Source organism: Streptomyces sp. cg40, from assembly GCF_050320165.1.
Taxonomy (GTDB): Bacteria; Actinomycetota; Actinomycetes; order Streptomycetales; family Streptomycetaceae; genus Streptomyces; species Streptomyces hokutonensis.
In genome coordinates, this window is record NZ_CP190128.1 from 7552311 (window position 1) to 7567539 (window position 15229).

Genomic DNA, 15229 nt, shown 5'->3' on the forward strand with positions numbered 1-15229 from the left:
GACACTGTCGGTTCTCTCGGCCTCTGTCGTTTCTGGTGAAGAAAGCTTAGGTTAGCCTTACCTTTGTTCGCTACCGGCAGTCGTCACCGGAGGACCCACTCATGCCCGCGCGCCTGAAAGCCCTGGTCGCCGTGTTGCTCACGGCCGTCCTCGGCGCCCTCCTCCCGGCGGCCCTCGCCCACGCGGAGAGCCGTACCGTGCAGGGCGGCAGGCTCGACTGGGGCATCAAGTCCTCGTTCCAGAGTTACGTCACCGGCCCCATAGCGAACGGCAGTTACTCGCTGACGGGCGGCGCGGCGACCGTGGGCAGCAGCCAGTTCCGCTTCCCCTCGGCGACGGGTTCGTACGACGGCTCGACGGGCGCGTTCCGCTCGTCCTTCGCGGGCGGAGTGCACTTCGTCGGCCACCGGAAGACCGACGGCAGTTACGAGCTCGACCTCACCCTGAGCCGCCCCACGGTCCGTATCTCGGGCTCGACGGGCACCCTCTACCTGGACGTCACCAGCAAGGCGAAGGGCACAGGGACGGTCACCACGTCCTCCCAGGTGCCGTTCGCCAACCTCTCCCTGGGCGGCATCGACATGAAGGGCGGCGGCACCGCGGTCGTCCTCAACAACCTTCCCGCGACGCTCACTTCACAGGGCGCCAAGTCCTTCGCCGGCTACTACACGGCCGGCACGGTCCTGGACCCGGTGAGCCTCTCGGCGGACGTGAAGGCCGCGGCCACGAAAAAGGCCACGGCCACTCCCTCCAAGTCCGCCGCGAAGAAGGAGAGTTCGAGCGGCGCGATCACGGACGGCGCCGTCGACTGGGGTGTGCGCCGTACCTTCCGGGAGTACGTCACCGGTGACATCGCCAAGGGCAGGTGGACGCTGTCGGCGGGCGCTGAGGACGGCGGTGCGCTCTTCCGCTTCCCGGACGGCGAAGGGACCTACAGGAGCGGGGAGTTGACCGCCTCGTTCAAGGGCGCGGTCCGCTTCACCGGCGCGCAGGGCCTCGATCTGAAGCTCGGCGGGGTCCGGGCGACCGTCGCGGACGGCAAGGGCACCCTCTACGCCGACGTCACCGGCGCCGACTTCACCGGGAAGAAGGTCCCGCTGGTCACCTTCACCGCCAAGAACCTCAAGGCGGTCAAGGGCCTGGCCAAACTTACCGAGGCGCCCGTGAAGCTCACCGCGCAGGGCGCGAAGGCCTTCGGTGGGATGTACCAGACGGGCACCGCCATGGACCCCGTGTCCCTGGCCGTCGCCCTCACCGACGACGCGAAGTTGCCCGCGCTGCCCGACCTCGGCACCGCGCCCACGGCGAGCGACACCCCCGAGGAACAGTCGGCCAAGCCCTCGGTGTCCGCCGAGCCGGTGGCCGACAACTCCACCGACGGCGGCGGCAGTTCGGCCGCCCTGCCGATCACCCTCGGAGCCGGCGCCCTGCTTCTGGTGGCCGCGCTGGTCGTCGTCCGCAGGCGCCGCACCCGCCCGGCGACCGACAGCGCGTCACCGGAAGCGGAGTAACCCCCTTACCCGGTCCGCGTGTCGGCGGACCATCCCCTCATCCCTCAAGGAGAACCAAGGCCATGCCCGTCAGACGACCTCGCCCGTCCTTCGCCCTCGCCGCGGCCGTCGCGACCGCCGCCGCGCTCGGCGCCACCGCGCTCGCCACGACCACCGCGTCGGCGGCCGAAGTCCCGCTCAGCGGCTACGAGTTGACCTGGGGCATCAAGCAGTCGTACCGCACCTACGTGAGCACCTACGCGCAGGGCTCCTTCACCGCCACCGACGGCGCCTCGCAGGCCGCGAACAACGGCGTCTTCACTTTCACGGCGGGCGCGGGCACCTACGACACCACCAGCCACGCCGTGCACCTCACCTTCAAGGGCACGATCACCGCCAGGTCGACGCTGCACGGCTTCGTGCGGGAGATGTCCGACTTCCAGTACGACAGCGCCGCGGGCACCCTCACCGCCGACCTCGTCGCGGACGGCGGCGCCAAGCAGCAGGACGTGACGCTCGCCACGGTCGCCGCGCCCACCAGCCAGGACCTGTCGAACCTGGCCACCACGCTCACCGCCGCCGCGGGCACGTTCCTCGGCAGCGACACGTACGCGAACGCGGCCGGCGACCCGCTGTCGGCGGTCAAGCCGGCGTCGACGACGTCCCCGGCCCCGTCCGACTCGTCGACGGAGTCGGCGTCCCCGTCCCCCAGCCCCACCCCCACCACGACGGCCACCCCGAGCACGACCCCGAGCGCCACACCCTCCGACACCGCGAGCCCCTCGGACACCGCCTCCGAACCGGCCGCCACCGAGGGCGAGATCGCGGACGGCACCCTCACCTGGGGCGTCAAGGAGTCCTTCCGCTCCTACGTCGTCGGCAGCGTGGCCAAGGGCAGCATCACGACCTCGGACGGCGCGGCCCAGTCCGCCGGCAACGGCGTCTTCACCTTCACCGGCGCGACCGGCGGCTACGACACCGACGCCGACACCCTCTCCGCCGCCTTCGAGGGCGCGGTGAACTTCAAGGGCCATGAGGACAACGGCACTTACGGCCTCGACCTCACCTTCACCGACCTCAGGGCGACCCTCGACGGCGGCACCGGCAAACTGACGGCGGACGTGACGAGCCTGGGCGAGAAGTCCGAGGACGTGGTCCTGGCCGACCTCAAGGCGGGCTCGGCCGACCTCACCGCGAAGGACGACGTCATCACCCTCGACGACGTCACCACGACCCTGACCGCGGCCGGCGCGAAGGCCTTCGGCGGCTTCTACGAGACCGGCGCGACCCTCGACCCGCTCGACCTGTCGGTCGCCCTCACCGACGACGCCACCCTCCCCTCGGACGACCCCTCGTCGACGACCGGCACGGGCGGCTCCGCCGGCAACTCCGCTACGACGGGCTCGACTTCGGGCGGCGTCACCGGCTCGACGACGGGCGGCGACGTGACCGGCTCCCTCGCCTCGACGGGCTCCGAGGTACCGGCAACGGCACTGGGCGCGGCAGCCGCGGTCACCGTCGCGGCGGGCGCGGGCGTCGTGTTCGCGATGCGCAGGCGGCGCACGGAGGCCACCGAGGCGTAAGACTGTGCCCCATGGACACCAGGGGGCACAGGGAGACGCTGTCGGAGGACGGACTGGTGCTGACCGTGACCGGTCGGCCCGGTCCGTCCCCGCTGCGTTTCGAGACGGCGGACGGCGGACGCGGACTGCTCCGCCAGGGCGAACGGCTGCTGTACCTCGGCCGGTTGGACGGCGACGGCTGCTGCCACGACCTCGTCCTGCACCGTTTCGACGGCTACCGCCCACCCCTCCCGCCGCCGAGCGCCGCGCAACAGCGCTCGGACGTCAACTGGGTCCACCAGTACGCCCGTTGGCTGGAGGAGTCACCGGAAAGCCCGCTGCACGACGGCCGTTGGGCCCTGTCCCGACGCGACCGCTTCGGCCCCGGCATCTGGACGGCGGACTTCGTCCAGGAGTGGCCGAACGGCACCCTGGAGCTGTACTGCGGCGGCGGCTGGCACGGTGTCCTGCCCCTGCGCCGGCTCTCCCCACCCGACGCCCCGCGCGTGAAGGCGTACCGCAAGCACGCCCGCGAGGGCACGCTCGCGCCCGTCCTCCTGTGGTGGGTGACCTTCCTCGACGGCTGGCTGATCCTCGACGGCCACGACCGGGCGGTGGCCGCGCTCGCGGAGGGCGCGCAACCGGCCTGTGTGGAGCTGCGCCGCGTACCGGACGAGCCGGACTGGCGCCGCACCGCCGACGAACTGACCGAGGAGCACACGCACCGCATGCGCCGTCCCACGGAGTACCCCGCACGCCAACGGGCCGCCCTGGAACGGGGTTTCGGCGACGTCCTGGCAGGGTTGCCCTACGAGGACGCGCGCACCGTGACCTGGCCCGTTCCCGGCGGTCCGGCCGCCTGGGACGACCTGGCCGCCCAGGTGATGCTTCAATTCCCCCGTGACTGACTACGACGTACTGCGTGTCTTCTGCGGCCCCAGCGGCGGATACGGCAACGAACTCGGCGTCGTCCGCGAGGGTTCCGTCATGCCGGACCCGGACGAGCGACAGCTGTTCGCCGGGAAACTCGGCTTCAGCGAGACGGTGTTCGTCGACGACCCCGAGCGCGGAGTCATCGACATCTACACCCCGACCACCCGCCTGCCCTTCGCCGGCCACCCCTGCGTCGGCTCGGCCTGGCTCCTCGACATACCCGAACTGGTCACCCCCGCAGGGGTGGTCGGCGCCCGCCTCGACGGCGAGTTCAGCTGGATCGAGGCCCTCCCGGAGTGGGCCCCGCCGCGCACCCTGCGCCAGTACGCCACCGCCGCCGAGGTCGACGCCCTGCCCGTGCCCCCGTCCGGCGAGTGGATCTACGCCTGGGCCTGGGAGGACGAGGCGGCGGGCCGCGTCCGCGCCCGCGGCTTCCCGGGCCGCGACGACGGCATCCACGAGGACGAGGCGACAGGCGCGGCGGCACTGCTCCTGACCGACCGGCTGGGCCGCGCCCTCAACATCACGCAGGGCGCGGGTTCCCAGATACTCACGGCTCCGCAGCCGGGGGGTTGGGTCGAGGTCGGCGGGCGCGTGTTCCTGGAGCGATAGTCGGCCTCAGGCGCTCAGGGGGAATTCTTCCCCCAACGCCCGGAACACCCCGGTGTTGAGAGCGAACGCCCGCTTGCACTCCGCCACCACCCGCTGCTTCTCCAGCTCGTCGGCCCGGATGCCGTCCAGGAGTTCGCGGTACCCCCGCTTGAACGCCGCCGGGCTGCCGATCTCCTCGAAGACGTAGAACCGCACGCCGTCGCCCTTGCGGGAGAAGCCCCACGCCCGCTCCGCCTTGTCGCGGATGATCTGGCCGCCGGAGAGGTCGCCGAGGTAGCGGGTGTAGTGGTGGGCGATGTAGCCGGCCGGCCATGACTCCGCGCACTCCCGTACCCGGTCCGCGTAGGCCCGGGTGGCGGGCAGGGCGGTCAGGCCCGTGCGCCAGTCCGAACCGCGCAGATGCTCCAGGTCCCGCTCCAGCGCGGGCAGCCGGAACAGCTCGGCCCGGACGAACGGGCCGGTCACCGGATCCGCCGCCAGTCGCTCCGCGCCGGTCTCCAACGCCTCGTACACGAACCACAGTTGCTCGGTGTAGCGGGCGTACGCGTCCACGCCCAGCCGGCCGCCCAGCAGGTCGCTCATGAAGGTGGAGGTCTCGGCCTCCACGTGCTGTTCGTGGGACGCGGTGCGGATGACTGTCGAGAAGGAGTCCATGAGCTCTATCATCTAAGGTAAGCCTTACCTAAGTCAATGAGTTGCCGACAGTCTGTCGGTAAAAGCGTACAAGAAAGGACCCGCCCTCAGCAGAGGACGGGTCCTGACCTGCTACGGGAGGGTGAGAACCTCCGCGCCCGTCTCCGTCACCACCAGCGTGTGCTCGAACTGCGCCGTCCGCTTCCGGTCCTTCGTGACGACCGTCCACCCGTCGTCCCACATGTCGTACTCGTGCGTCCCCAGCGTCAGCATCGGCTCGATGGTGAACGTCATCCCGGGCTGGATGACCGTCGTCGCGTGCGGGCTGTCGTAGTGCGGGACGATCAGGCCGGAGTGGAAGGACGAGTTGATGCCGTGGCCCGTGAAGTCCCGGACCACGCCGTACCCGAAGCGCTTGGCGTACGACTCGATGACCCGGCCGATGATGTTGATCTGGCGGCCGGGCTTGACCGCCTTGATCGCCCGGTCCAGGGACTCGCGGGTGCGCTCGACCAGCAGCCGGCTCTCCTCGTCGACGTCTCCGACCAGGTACGTCGCGTTGTTGTCGCCGTGCACCCCGCCGATGTACGCCGTCACGTCGAGGTTGACGATGTCGCCGTCGCGCAGCACCGTGGAGTCCGGAATGCCGTGGCAGATCACCTCGTTGAGTGAGGTGCACAGGGACTTGGGGAAACCGCGGTAGCCGAGCGTGGACGGATAGGCGCCGTGGTCGCACATGTACTCGTGCGCCACCCGGTCGAGTTCGTCCGTGGTCACCCCCGGCGAGATGACCTTCGCGGCCTCCGCCATCGCCCGCGCGGCGATCCGCCCGGCGATCCGCATCGCCTCGATCGTCTCGGGCGTCTGCACCTCCGGCCCGGTGTACGGGGTCGGCGCGGGCTTGCCGACGTACTCGGGGCGACGGATGTTTCCGGGCACGGAACGGGTGGGAGAGAGCTCCCCTGGTACGAGCAGCGACTGGCCAGACATGCCAGCGAGTCTAACCAGCGGACATGGGGGAACATGGCCGTAGGGAAAGGAGCCGTTGATGGCCCTGTTCAAGAAGCGCACGGTCGGGAAGCCCGGCGAGTGGTACTACTGCCTCGAACACAAGAAGGTCGAGGAGGGGCCGGAGTGCCCCGCCAAGGACCGCTTCGGGCCGTACGCCACCCGCGCGGAGGCCGAGCACGCGATGGAGACGGCCCGCGAGCGCAACCTGGAGTGGGAGAACGACCCGAAGTGGCACGACGCCACCAAGGGGAGCGCGGAGGACGACTGATCAGACCTCGGCCGTGGCGGCCGTGGCCGCGCGCCGCGCCTTCAGCCGCAGCGCGTGCTCGTCCGTCCTCGCGTCGTACGACATCAGCTTCGGCAGTCCCGCGGCCAGCAGCCCCACCGCGCCCAGGCACATCAGCCCGCCCGCCCACACCGAGGTCCGCACCCCGGCCAGCGCGGCCATGCCACCGGACCTGACCTGGCCCAGCTGCGGGCCCACCGAGTAGGACAGCAGCTCGATCCCGGCGAGCCGGCCGCGCAGCTCGTCCGGGATCGTCTGGTTCCACATCACCCCGCGGAAGATGCCGCTGACCATGTCGCAGCAGCCCGCGGCGGTGAGGAACAGCAGCACCAGCCATACGTTGCCCACCGCGCCCGCGCAGGCGATCGCCACGCCCCACAGCGCGGCGGCCAGCACCACCATCCGCCCGTGCCGGTGGATCCGCGAGGTCCAGCCACTGGTCACGCTCACCAGCAGGGCGCCCGCCGGGACCGCCGAGTACATCAGCCCGAGCGACCACTGCGCGTGCAGGTCGTCCGCGAGGAACGGCAGCACCGCCAGCGGCATCGCGAAGAACATCGCCGCGAGGTCGATCGCGTACGTACCGAGGAGTTCCTTGCGGCTCCACGCGTACCGGGCGCCCTCCGCGATCGACCGCAGCGAGGGCTTCTGCGCCTCGTGCGCCCCGGGGGAGGCGGCGATCCGGACGATCAGCACCACGGACACGACGAACGTCAGCGTGTCCGCCGCGTACGCGTAGGGCAGCCCCGCGAACGCCACCACCACACCCGCCAGCGCCGGTCCCACGACCCCGCCGGCCGTCCAGCGCAGGGAGTTGAGCCCGGACGCGGCCGTCATGTGCTCGTGGGCCACGATCCGCGGCCACAGTGAGTCCAGCGCCGGCCGCTGGACCGAACCGAGGACGGAAGTCAGCGCCGCGATCACGTACAGCGGCCATACGGCGGGCTCCGGCAGCAGTGAGTTGAGCAGCAGCGCCCCGCACAGCACGCCCAGTCCGACCTCGGTCCACACGATCAGCTTCCGCTTGTCCCACGCGTCGGCGAGCGCACCGCCGTAGAGCCCGAACACGATCAACGGCACGAGTTCCACGGCCCCGATCGCGCCCACCGCCGCGGCGGAGCCGGTGAGTTCCTTGAGCTGCACCGGGAGCGCGACGAAGGAGAGGAAGTTCCCGAAGTTCGAGATCAGGCCCGCGACCCAGAGCCTGCGGAAGTCGGCGGAGGCGTGCCAGGGGGCGAGGTCGGGGAGGAGGGCGCGGAGGCGGGAGGTGGTCACAACAGAGCATCGTTGGACGGGGAGTCGCCCCGGGCAACTGCTTTTGCGCCCTACCAGCGGGCAGGCGGCGGGGCCGTCAACTGGTCGGTGAGACGGGAGAGCCGGTCGCGGAACCGCCTCCGCCCCCGCGCCGCCGGCAACACGTTCTCCCCGGCCGCAGCGCTCACCAGATGCTGCACGGTGTCGAGATCCAGGTCCGTGGCGTCCGGTACGGCGAGCGACTCGTGGGCCAGGGAGGCCAGTTCGCGGTCCGCGGAGCCGAGGGAGAGGACGGTCGCCCCGGCCCGGCGGGCGTCGTGCACCCGTTCCAGGAGCGGGTCGCCCGGTCCCTCCGGCGACACGACGAGCAGTGTCTCGCCGCGCCGGGCCGCCTCGATCCGGCCGAGTCCGACGGCCAGCTGGGCCGGGTCGGAGGGGCGCGCGTCGTGCCGTACGAGAGTCGGGGCCAGTTCGGGTGTGCCCGACCACGCGGCCTCGTCGACCAGGTGCGCCGCGAGATGCCACGGCTCGTACGCGGGCGTGCCCACCAGCAGCAGCCCGCCCCCGTGCGCCACCACGGACCCGCGCAGCACCCCCGCGAACCGTCGCGTGGCCCCCAACCACTCGGTCCCGGCGAGCACTTCACGCAGCAGCGCGACCCGTACGGCGTCCATGTCCGCGCATCCTGCCGCAACCGGCCACTCGTGACGTGGAGTTCACCACGAATTCGCCCAACTTGGGGAAGGTGCGGGCTCATCGGCCGCACGTCACGTCACGTCGTACAGGAGCCACCCATGACAGACCCCGCAGACGTCACCGTCCCCTTCCGCGCCGGCCAAGGGGGCTACGCGAGTTACCGGATCCCGGCGGTCGTGGTCTCCCGCGCCGGTACCCTCCTCGCGTTCTGCGAGGGCCGGGTCGCCTCCGCGAGCGACTACGGTCACATCGACATCGTCCTGCGCCGCTCCACGGACGGCGGCCGCACCTGGGGCCCACAGACCGTCGCCGCCGACAACGGCACCGACCTCGCGGGCAACCCCGCCCCCGTCGTCCTGGACACCGGCCGCATCCTGCTCGTCCACGTCCGCTCGGCCGCCTCCGCGAGCGAGGACGCCATCCTGCGCGGCAAGGTGAAGGCGGCCGACGGGCGGCGGGCGTGGGTGAGCCACAGCGACGACGACGGGGTCACCTGGTCCAGCCCGAAGGAGATCACCGAGCAGGTGAAGAAGCCCGAGTGGCGCTGGTACGCCACCACCCCCGGGCACGCGATCCAGCTGAGCACCGGCCGCGTGGTCGTCCCCGGCAACCACACGATCCCGCCCACCGGCACCGACGTCGGCAACGAGGCCAAGTACAACAGCGGCCACTGCCTGCTCAGCGACGACGGCGGCGAGACCTGGACCCTCGGCTACGTCGACGAGAACACCGACGGCTACATCAACTGCAACGAGACCACCGCCGCCGAACTCCCGGACGGGCGCGTCTACTTCAACACCCGCAACGACTCCCCGTCCCCCGGCAACCGCGCCGACGCGTACTCCGAGGACGGCGGGAAGACCCTGGTGAAGCCGTTCCGCCCGCAGGCCGGTCTCGCCGCCCCCGTCTGCGAGGGCAGCGTCCTCCAACTCCGCGACCCCGACGTGCTGTTGTACTCCGGCCCCGGCGACCCGGCCGCCCGCGCCCTGATGACCCTGCGCGCCTCGGCCGACGGCGGCACCACCTGGCGCCCGGCGTTCACGATCGACGGCCTGCCCGCCGCCTACTCCGACCTCGTCCGCGTCGACGACGACACGGTCGGACTGCTCTACGAGACCGGGGACTTCGGGGCGTACGAGACGATCACGTTCCGGCGCGTGGCGGTGAGCGACCTCGGCTGAGCCTGCGGGTGCCCGTGACGGACCTCACCTGAGCCGATACGCAGGGGAAGGCGGACGTAAAGTCGGCCCATGACCTCTACCGACAGTGCTGCACAGACGCCCGCGACGCCCCCGGCGAAGGCCCCCGCCAAGGACCCGTGGGACCTTCCCGACGTCTCCGGGCTGGTCGTCGGCGTGCTCGGCGGGACCGGGCCGCAGGGCAAGGGCCTCGCCTACCGGCTCGCCAAGGCCGGCCAGAAGGTGATCATCGGCTCCCGCGCCGCCGAGCGCGCGCAGGCCGCCGCCGACGAACTCGGCCACGGAGTCGAGGGCGCCGACAACGCGGAGACCGCGCGCCGCAGCGACGTCGTGATCGTCGCCGTGCCCTGGGACGGCCACGGCAAGACGCTGGAGTCGCTGCGCGAGGAGCTGGCCGGGAAGCTCGTCGTCGACTGCGTCAACCCGCTCGGCTTCGACAAGAAGGGCGCCTACGCGCTGAAGCCGGAGGAGGGCAGCGCCGCCGAACAGGCCGCCGCCCTGCTGCCGGACTCCCGGGTCGCCGCCGCCTTCCACCACCTGTCGGCCGTCCTGCTCATGGACACCGAGATCGACGAGATCGACACGGACGTCATGGTGCTGGGCGAGGAGCGCGCCGCCGTCGAGATCGTGCAGGCGCTGGCCGGCCGGATCCCCGGCATGCGCGGCGTCTTCGCGGGCCGGCTGCGCAACGCCCACCAGGTGGAGTCCCTGGTCGCGAACCTGATCTCGGTCAACCGCCGCTACAAGGCACACGCGGGGCTGCGCGTCACGGACGTCTGAGCGGGTGGGGGACACTGGTGGCGACCGACCAGCAGTGTCCCCCTTCGTTGTGCCTTCGTTCTGCCGACAGGAGCCGATCCCATGCCCCGCCTCGCCGTCTACGCCCTCGTCGTCTGCCTGCTCGCCGTGGCCGCGGCGGTCGTCTCCTTCGTGGAGGGCAGCTGGATCGGCATCGTGTGGGTCCTGCTGGCGGGGCTGTCGTCCAACATGTGCTGGTACTACCTGAAGCGCGGCCGGGCCGCCTGAGACCTTTCCTAGCGCCAGAACTGGTAGAGGCTGTAGCCGTACGACGTCGCCCAGTCGCTGACGCCCAGCCCGCGCAGGATCGCGTCGATCATGTCGAAGAACTCCCGGTTGACCGACGGCACCCACAGCAGCGCGAACACGAACAGCAGGCCGAACGGCGCGAACGGCTCGACCTGCCGCTTGATGTCGTTCGACAGCCAGGGCTCGATCACGCCGTAGCCGTCCAGACCCGGCACCGGCAGGAAGTTCAGGATCGCCGCGGTCACCTGGAGCAGGGCCAGGAAGGCCAGCGCGTACTGGAAGTCGGCCGGCACCCCGTCGAGGGCGTGCAGCCAGAACGGGGCCGTGCAGACCGCCGCGAACAGTACGTTCGTCAGCGGGCCCGCCGCCGAGATCAGACTGTGCTTCCAGCGGCCGTGAATGCGGCCCCGTTCGATGAAGACCGCGCCGCCCGGCAGTCCGATGCCGCCCATGATGACGAAGATCACCGGGAGCACGATGCTGAGCAGCGCGTGCGTGTACTTCAGCGGGTTGAGGGTCAGATAGCCCTTCCCGCCGATCGAGATGTCACCGCTGTGCAGCGCGGTGCGCGCGTGCGCGTACTCGTGCAGACACAGGGAGACGATCCAGGCGGCCGTCACGAACAGGAACACGGCGATGCCCGGCTTCTCGGCGAACCCGGTCCAGGTGGCCCAGCCGGTCACCGCCGTCACGGCCAGGATCCCGAGGAAGACGGGACTGATCCGCCGGTCGCTCGGGCGGGTGGTGGTGGCGGTCATGGGGGCGGGCTCCCTGCTGAAGGTCGGTGGATCGCGCGAAGCCCGACGGTACCGGGCAGAGGGGAAAACGTCTCGCGGGTGGCCACCGGTTCCGGGGAAGGTGGGCGCATGGGACTCTGGCACGCGATCCGCGACCCCGTCACCCCCTGTTCCAGGGCGGCGGCTCCCGTACGGCGTGCCCGGCGCCGCGCCGCCCCAACCCCGTGACCGCTTCCGTCGCCACCAGAGACAATGGACCCCGTGCGCTATCGCATCCTCGGCACCACCCAGGCACTCCGCCCCGACGGCACCCCCGTCCCGGTCGGCGGGGCGCGGCTGCGCGCCCTGCTCACCGTGCTCGCCCTGCGGCCCGACCGGGCCGTGCCCGCGAGCTTCCTGGTGGACGAGGTGTGGGGCGCCGACCCGCCCGCCGACGCGACGGGCGCGCTCCAGGCCCTGGTGGGCAGGTTGCGCCGGGCGCTCGGCGCGGACGCGATCGGCTCCACGGAGAGCGGCTACCGGCTCGCCGTCGTCGCCGACGACATCGACCTGCACCGTTTCGAGCGGCTGACCGGCGAGGGCCTGCGGGCGCTGGCCGACGGCAACCCCGCGAAGGCGGCCGAGGCCCTGGACGACGCGCTGGCCCTGTGGACCGGCCCGCCCCTCGCCGACCTCCCCGACCGCACGGCGGAGGCGGCCCGCTGGGAGACCCGCCACCTCGACGCCCGCCGCGCCCGCCTGACGGCGGCCCTGGCCCTGGGCGAAGCGGACACCGCCCTCCCCGAACTGACCGCCCTGTGCGACACCCACCCCCTGGACGAACCCCTCCAGTCCCTCCGCCTCCAGGCCCTCCGAGCCACCGGCCGCACGGCGGAGGCCCTGGCCGCCTACGAGGAGGTACGCCAACTCCTGGCGGACCGCCTGGGCTCCGACCCGGGGCCCGAACTGTGGGCACTGCACGGGGAGTTGCTCAGTCCGAGTGACGGCGGGTCCGGTGGCGGCGGCACGGGGCCCGGCGGACTCGGCGGCCGTACCGGGGGCGACGGGCCGGGCGCGCGCTTCGGTCCCGGCGGACCTGGCACGTACTCCGGTCCCGGTGGGTCCGGCGCGCGTTCCGGTCCCGGCGGACCAGGCGCCCACGACCGCCCCGGCGACGGCAACGCACCCGCTGGGCAAGGCGAGTTCGCCGGTGGCGCCGATTCCGATCGGTCCGCTTCCGCCGCCGTCTACGACCACATCGCCCCGCCCCCGGGCAACCTCCGCGCCCGTCTCACCTCCTTCGTCGGTCGGGAGGCCGACATCGAGGCCATCCGCGGGGACATCGCGGCGACCCGGCTGGTGACGCTGCTCGGGCCCGGTGGGGCCGGGAAGACGCGGCTGTCGCAGGAGGCCGCCGAAGGGGTGCGGGACGCGGCGCGGGACGGGGTGTGGCTGGCCGAACTCGCCCCCGTCGACGACCCCGAGGCCGTACCGGAGGCCGTGCTCACCGCTCTGGGGGCGCGCGAGACCGTGATGTACGGCGCCGGTGCCGAGGCGATCCGGGCGGCCGGGGGAGACCGGCACGACGACCCCGTGGAGCGGCTCGCCGAGCACTGCGGGCGGCGCCGGATGCTGATCGTCCTCGACAACTGCGAGCACGTCGTGGACGCCGCCGCCCGCCTCGTGGAAGCCCTGCTGGAGCGCTGCCCCGAACTCACCGTGCTCGCCACCAGCCGCGAACCCCTGGGCGTACCGGGGGAGTTGCTGCGCCCGGTGGAGCCCCTGCCCGACCCCGTCGCGCTACGGCTGCTCGCCGAGCGGGGCGCGGCGGCCCGGCCGGGATTCGCGGTCGAGGACGACATCGAGGCCTGCGCCGAGATCTGCCGGCGGCTCGACGGAATGCCCCTCGCGATCGAGCTGGCGGCGGCCCGGCTACGGATGTTGACGCCGCGTCAGATCGCGGACCGGCTCGACGACCGCTTCCGGCTGCTCACTTCGGGCAGTCGTACGCTCCTGCCCCGCCAGCAGACCCTGCGGGCCGTCGTCGACTGGTCCTGGGACCTCCTCGACGCGGACGAACGGGACGTGCTGAGCACCCTGTCCGTCTTCGCCGGCGGCTGCGACCTCGCCGCCGCCGAGGCCGTCTGCGGACCCGTCGCGTTCGAGACGCTCGGCTCCCTCGTCGACAAGTCCCTTGTCGTGGCGGCCCCTTCGGGCGAGGGCGAGATGCGCTACCGCCTCCTGGAGACCGTCGCCGAGTACGCGGGCGAACGGCTCGCCGAGTCCGGCCGCCGCCCCGCCGCCGAGCGCGCCCATCTGACGTACTACCGCGAACTCGCCCGCACCACCGACCCGTTGCTGCGCGGCCCCGGCCAACTCGCCGCCGTGGAGCGGCTGGAGCGCGAGTACGAGAACCTCCGCACCGCCCTGCGGCACGCCGTCGCCGAGCGCGACGAACAGGAGGCCATCTGCCTGGTCCTGTCGCTGATCTGGTACTGGCAGATGCGCGACGTCCGCATCGAGGCCCGCAACTGGTGCGTCGAGGTCATGGCCCTGGGCCCCGACCCCTTCGCCGCCCCCGTCCAGCGCGCCGCCCCGGTCTGGCAGCGCTGCACCGACGTCCCGCCCCCGCTCACCGGAGAACTCCTCGCCGAGGCCCGACGCGGCCTCCACCTCGCCCATCTCGCCTGCATGGACACGGAGTTGGACGCCTGGGAGGCACCGGCCGCGAAGGAGAAACTGCGCCTCATCGCCCAGGTCTACGAACCGGGCCTGCCGCAGACCTGCCGTACGCCCGGCATGTTCTGGTTCTTCGCCGTGATGCTCAGCGGCAGCGTGCAGCGGCTGCCCGAGATCCTCGACGCCGACGTCCACACCTGCCGCTCCAACCCCGGCATGGAGTGGGAGCTCGCGACCGTCCTCCAGATGCGCGCCAACATGCTCGCCAACCGCACCGACTGGGCGGGCGACGCGGCCCGGGACGCCGACGAGTCGCTGGAGATCTTCCTACGCCTCGGCGACATCTGGGGCGTCGCCGAGGCGCTCTCCGCCCGCGCCGAGGCCCGGGAACGCGTCGGCCAGTACCGGCTCGCCGCCGCCGACTACGAGGCGGCGATCGAGCACGCCGAACGGCTCGGCGCCCACGGCCAGACGGCCGTGCTCGGCGCCCGGCTCGGCAGCGTGCTCATCGAGGAGGGCGAGTTCGAACGCGGCGAGCGCATCCTGCGCGAGGTCATCGACCGGCCGCACGGCGTGGCCACCGAGGCGATGCCCGCCGCCCGGATGTTCCTCGCGAGCCGTCTCGCCACGTCCGGCCGGATCGCGGAGGCACGCGAGGAACTGCGCCTGCTGCGCGAGGAGTTCCACATCGCGCACTTCATCGTCTTCGACGCGTTCATCCTCGGCTCCGAGGCCTGGGTCGCGGCGCTCGACAGCGAGTACGACGAGTCCGTGGACAAGATCCGCAAGGCGCTGAAGCGGGCCGGTGACCCGCTGTCCGAGGCCATCGCCCCGCACATGACCTCGCTGTACCTGGGGATCGCCGCGGTCGCCCTCACCGAGATCGACGGCGGCGGCCGGGCCCGGGACGGCGTCCGCTGCCTGGTCTCCGCGAAGGCGCTGCTGCCGCCCGGGCACGTCCCGACGTTCATGGAACGCGAGGTCTACCGCCAGGCCGAACTGCACGCGCGCGCCGCGCTCGGCGACGCGGCCTACGAGGAGTGCGCGGCCGGATACGCCGAGGGCGGCGGCCTCTCCGCGAAGGAGGCCGCCGCCCTGGTGTGAGGCTCGC

The 15229-nt window shown here is 72.2% G+C and carries 14 protein-coding genes; 9 read left to right on the plus strand and 5 right to left on the minus strand.

Going from position 1 to position 15229, the window contains the following annotated elements:
- The first annotated feature begins 101 nt into the window (after positions 1-101).
- From ACQHII_RS34000 to ACQHII_RS34015, 4 genes are all read left to right on the plus strand, one after another.
- Positions 102-1511: an HtaA domain-containing protein gene (locus tag ACQHII_RS34000; protein ID WP_427922866.1), complete on the plus strand. Its 1410-nt coding sequence runs from the start codon at positions 102-104 to the stop codon at positions 1509-1511.
- Positions 1512-1573: 62 nt separating this feature from the next.
- Entirely contained in the window at positions 1574-3073 is a 1500-nt protein-coding gene (locus ACQHII_RS34005; protein WP_427922867.1) for an HtaA domain-containing protein, read from the plus strand.
- An 11-nt stretch (positions 3074-3084) separates the two neighbouring features.
- Entirely contained in the window at positions 3085-3960 is an 876-nt protein-coding gene (locus tag ACQHII_RS34010; RefSeq protein WP_427922868.1) for a hypothetical protein, read from the plus strand.
- A complete protein-coding gene (locus tag ACQHII_RS34015) occupies positions 3953-4597 on the plus strand; it encodes a PhzF family phenazine biosynthesis protein (protein WP_427922869.1) in 645 nt (214 codons plus the stop codon). The genes ACQHII_RS34010 and ACQHII_RS34015 overlap by 8 nt, the downstream gene beginning before the upstream one ends.
- Positions 4598-4603: 6 nt before the next feature.
- Here ACQHII_RS34015 and ACQHII_RS34020 read toward each other — a convergent pair whose 3' ends face one another.
- Together ACQHII_RS34020 and map are read right to left on the minus strand one after the other, a co-directional pair.
- Positions 4604-5251, minus strand: coding sequence for a heme oxygenase (biliverdin-producing) (locus ACQHII_RS34020; RefSeq protein ID WP_427922870.1), 648 nt, complete (start codon positions 5249-5251; stop codon positions 4604-4606).
- Between the two features lie 111 nt (positions 5252-5362).
- Complete coding sequence (gene map / locus ACQHII_RS34025) at positions 5363-6220, minus strand: type I methionyl aminopeptidase (protein WP_427922871.1); 858 nt, start codon at positions 6218-6220, stop codon at positions 5363-5365.
- Positions 6221-6278: 58 nt separating this feature from the next.
- Here map and ACQHII_RS34030 point away from each other — a divergent pair, with 58 nt between their 5' ends.
- Complete coding sequence (locus ACQHII_RS34030) at positions 6279-6509, plus strand: hypothetical protein (protein ID WP_043686978.1); 231 nt, start codon at positions 6279-6281, stop codon at positions 6507-6509.
- Here the strand turns inward: ACQHII_RS34030 and ACQHII_RS34035 are convergent, their stop codons facing one another.
- On the minus strand, positions 6510-7802 hold the full coding sequence (locus ACQHII_RS34035; RefSeq protein ID WP_427922872.1) for an MFS transporter: 1293 nt from the start codon (positions 7800-7802) through the stop codon (positions 6510-6512).
- A 50-nt stretch (positions 7803-7852) separates the two neighbouring features.
- The gene (locus ACQHII_RS34040) at positions 7853-8455 is read right to left on the minus strand and encodes a hypothetical protein (protein WP_427922873.1); all 603 of its coding nucleotides are present in this window, start codon (positions 8453-8455) and stop codon (positions 7853-7855) included.
- A gap of 120 nt (positions 8456-8575) precedes the next feature.
- On the opposite strand from ACQHII_RS34040, the gene ACQHII_RS34045 reads away from it, so the two are divergent.
- From ACQHII_RS34045 to ACQHII_RS34055, 3 genes are all read left to right on the plus strand, one after another.
- The gene (locus ACQHII_RS34045) at positions 8576-9658 is read left to right on the plus strand and encodes a sialidase family protein (protein WP_427922874.1); all 1083 of its coding nucleotides are present in this window, start codon (positions 8576-8578) and stop codon (positions 9656-9658) included.
- A gap of 69 nt (positions 9659-9727) precedes the next feature.
- A complete protein-coding gene (gene npdG, locus ACQHII_RS34050; protein ID WP_427922875.1) occupies positions 9728-10456 on the plus strand; it encodes an NADPH-dependent F420 reductase in 729 nt (242 codons plus the stop codon).
- An 81-nt stretch (positions 10457-10537) separates the two neighbouring features.
- Positions 10538-10702 carry a hypothetical protein gene (locus ACQHII_RS34055; protein WP_362981423.1) on the plus strand — a complete coding sequence of 55 codons (165 nt, stop codon included), beginning with the start codon at positions 10538-10540 and terminating at the stop codon, positions 10700-10702.
- Between the two features lie 8 nt (positions 10703-10710).
- Here the strand turns inward: ACQHII_RS34055 and ACQHII_RS34060 are convergent, their stop codons facing one another.
- A complete protein-coding gene (locus ACQHII_RS34060) occupies positions 10711-11481 on the minus strand; it encodes a site-2 protease family protein (RefSeq protein WP_427922876.1) in 771 nt (256 codons plus the stop codon).
- A 231-nt stretch (positions 11482-11712) separates the two neighbouring features.
- On the opposite strand from ACQHII_RS34060, the gene ACQHII_RS34065 reads away from it, so the two are divergent.
- Entirely contained in the window at positions 11713-15222 is a 3510-nt protein-coding gene (locus ACQHII_RS34065) for an AfsR/SARP family transcriptional regulator (protein WP_427922877.1), read from the plus strand.
- Positions 15223-15229: the final 7 nt, after the last annotated feature.

What these genes read in the sequence shown, in the direction of transcription:
- ACQHII_RS34000 (WP_427922866.1), top strand. Translation starts at nt 102, where the DNA reads ATGCCCGCGCGCCTGAAAGCCCTGGTCGCCGTGTTGCTCACGGCCGTC.
- ACQHII_RS34005 (WP_427922867.1), top strand. Translation starts at nt 1,574, where the DNA reads ATGCCCGTCAGACGACCTCGCCCGTCCTTCGCCCTCGCCGCGGCCGTC.
- ACQHII_RS34010 (WP_427922868.1), top strand. Translation starts at nt 3,085, where the DNA reads ATGGACACCAGGGGGCACAGGGAGACGCTGTCGGAGGACGGACTGGTG.
- ACQHII_RS34020 (WP_427922870.1), bottom strand. Translation starts at nt 5,251, where the DNA reads ATGGACTCCTTCTCGACAGTCATCCGCACCGCGTCCCACGAACAGCAC.
- map (WP_427922871.1), bottom strand. Translation starts at nt 6,220, where the DNA reads ATGTCTGGCCAGTCGCTGCTCGTACCAGGGGAGCTCTCTCCCACCCGT.
- ACQHII_RS34030 (WP_043686978.1), top strand. Translation starts at nt 6,279, where the DNA reads ATGGCCCTGTTCAAGAAGCGCACGGTCGGGAAGCCCGGCGAGTGGTAC.
- ACQHII_RS34040 (WP_427922873.1), bottom strand. Translation starts at nt 8,455, where the DNA reads ATGGACGCCGTACGGGTCGCGCTGCTGCGTGAAGTGCTCGCCGGGACC.
- ACQHII_RS34045 (WP_427922874.1), top strand. Translation starts at nt 8,576, where the DNA reads ATGACAGACCCCGCAGACGTCACCGTCCCCTTCCGCGCCGGCCAAGGG.
- npdG (WP_427922875.1), top strand. Translation starts at nt 9,728, where the DNA reads ATGACCTCTACCGACAGTGCTGCACAGACGCCCGCGACGCCCCCGGCG.
- ACQHII_RS34055 (WP_362981423.1), top strand. Translation starts at nt 10,538, where the DNA reads ATGCCCCGCCTCGCCGTCTACGCCCTCGTCGTCTGCCTGCTCGCCGTG.
- ACQHII_RS34060 (WP_427922876.1), bottom strand. Translation starts at nt 11,481, where the DNA reads ATGACCGCCACCACCACCCGCCCGAGCGACCGGCGGATCAGTCCCGTC.
- ACQHII_RS34065 (WP_427922877.1), top strand. Translation starts at nt 11,713, where the DNA reads ATGGACCCCGTGCGCTATCGCATCCTCGGCACCACCCAGGCACTCCGC.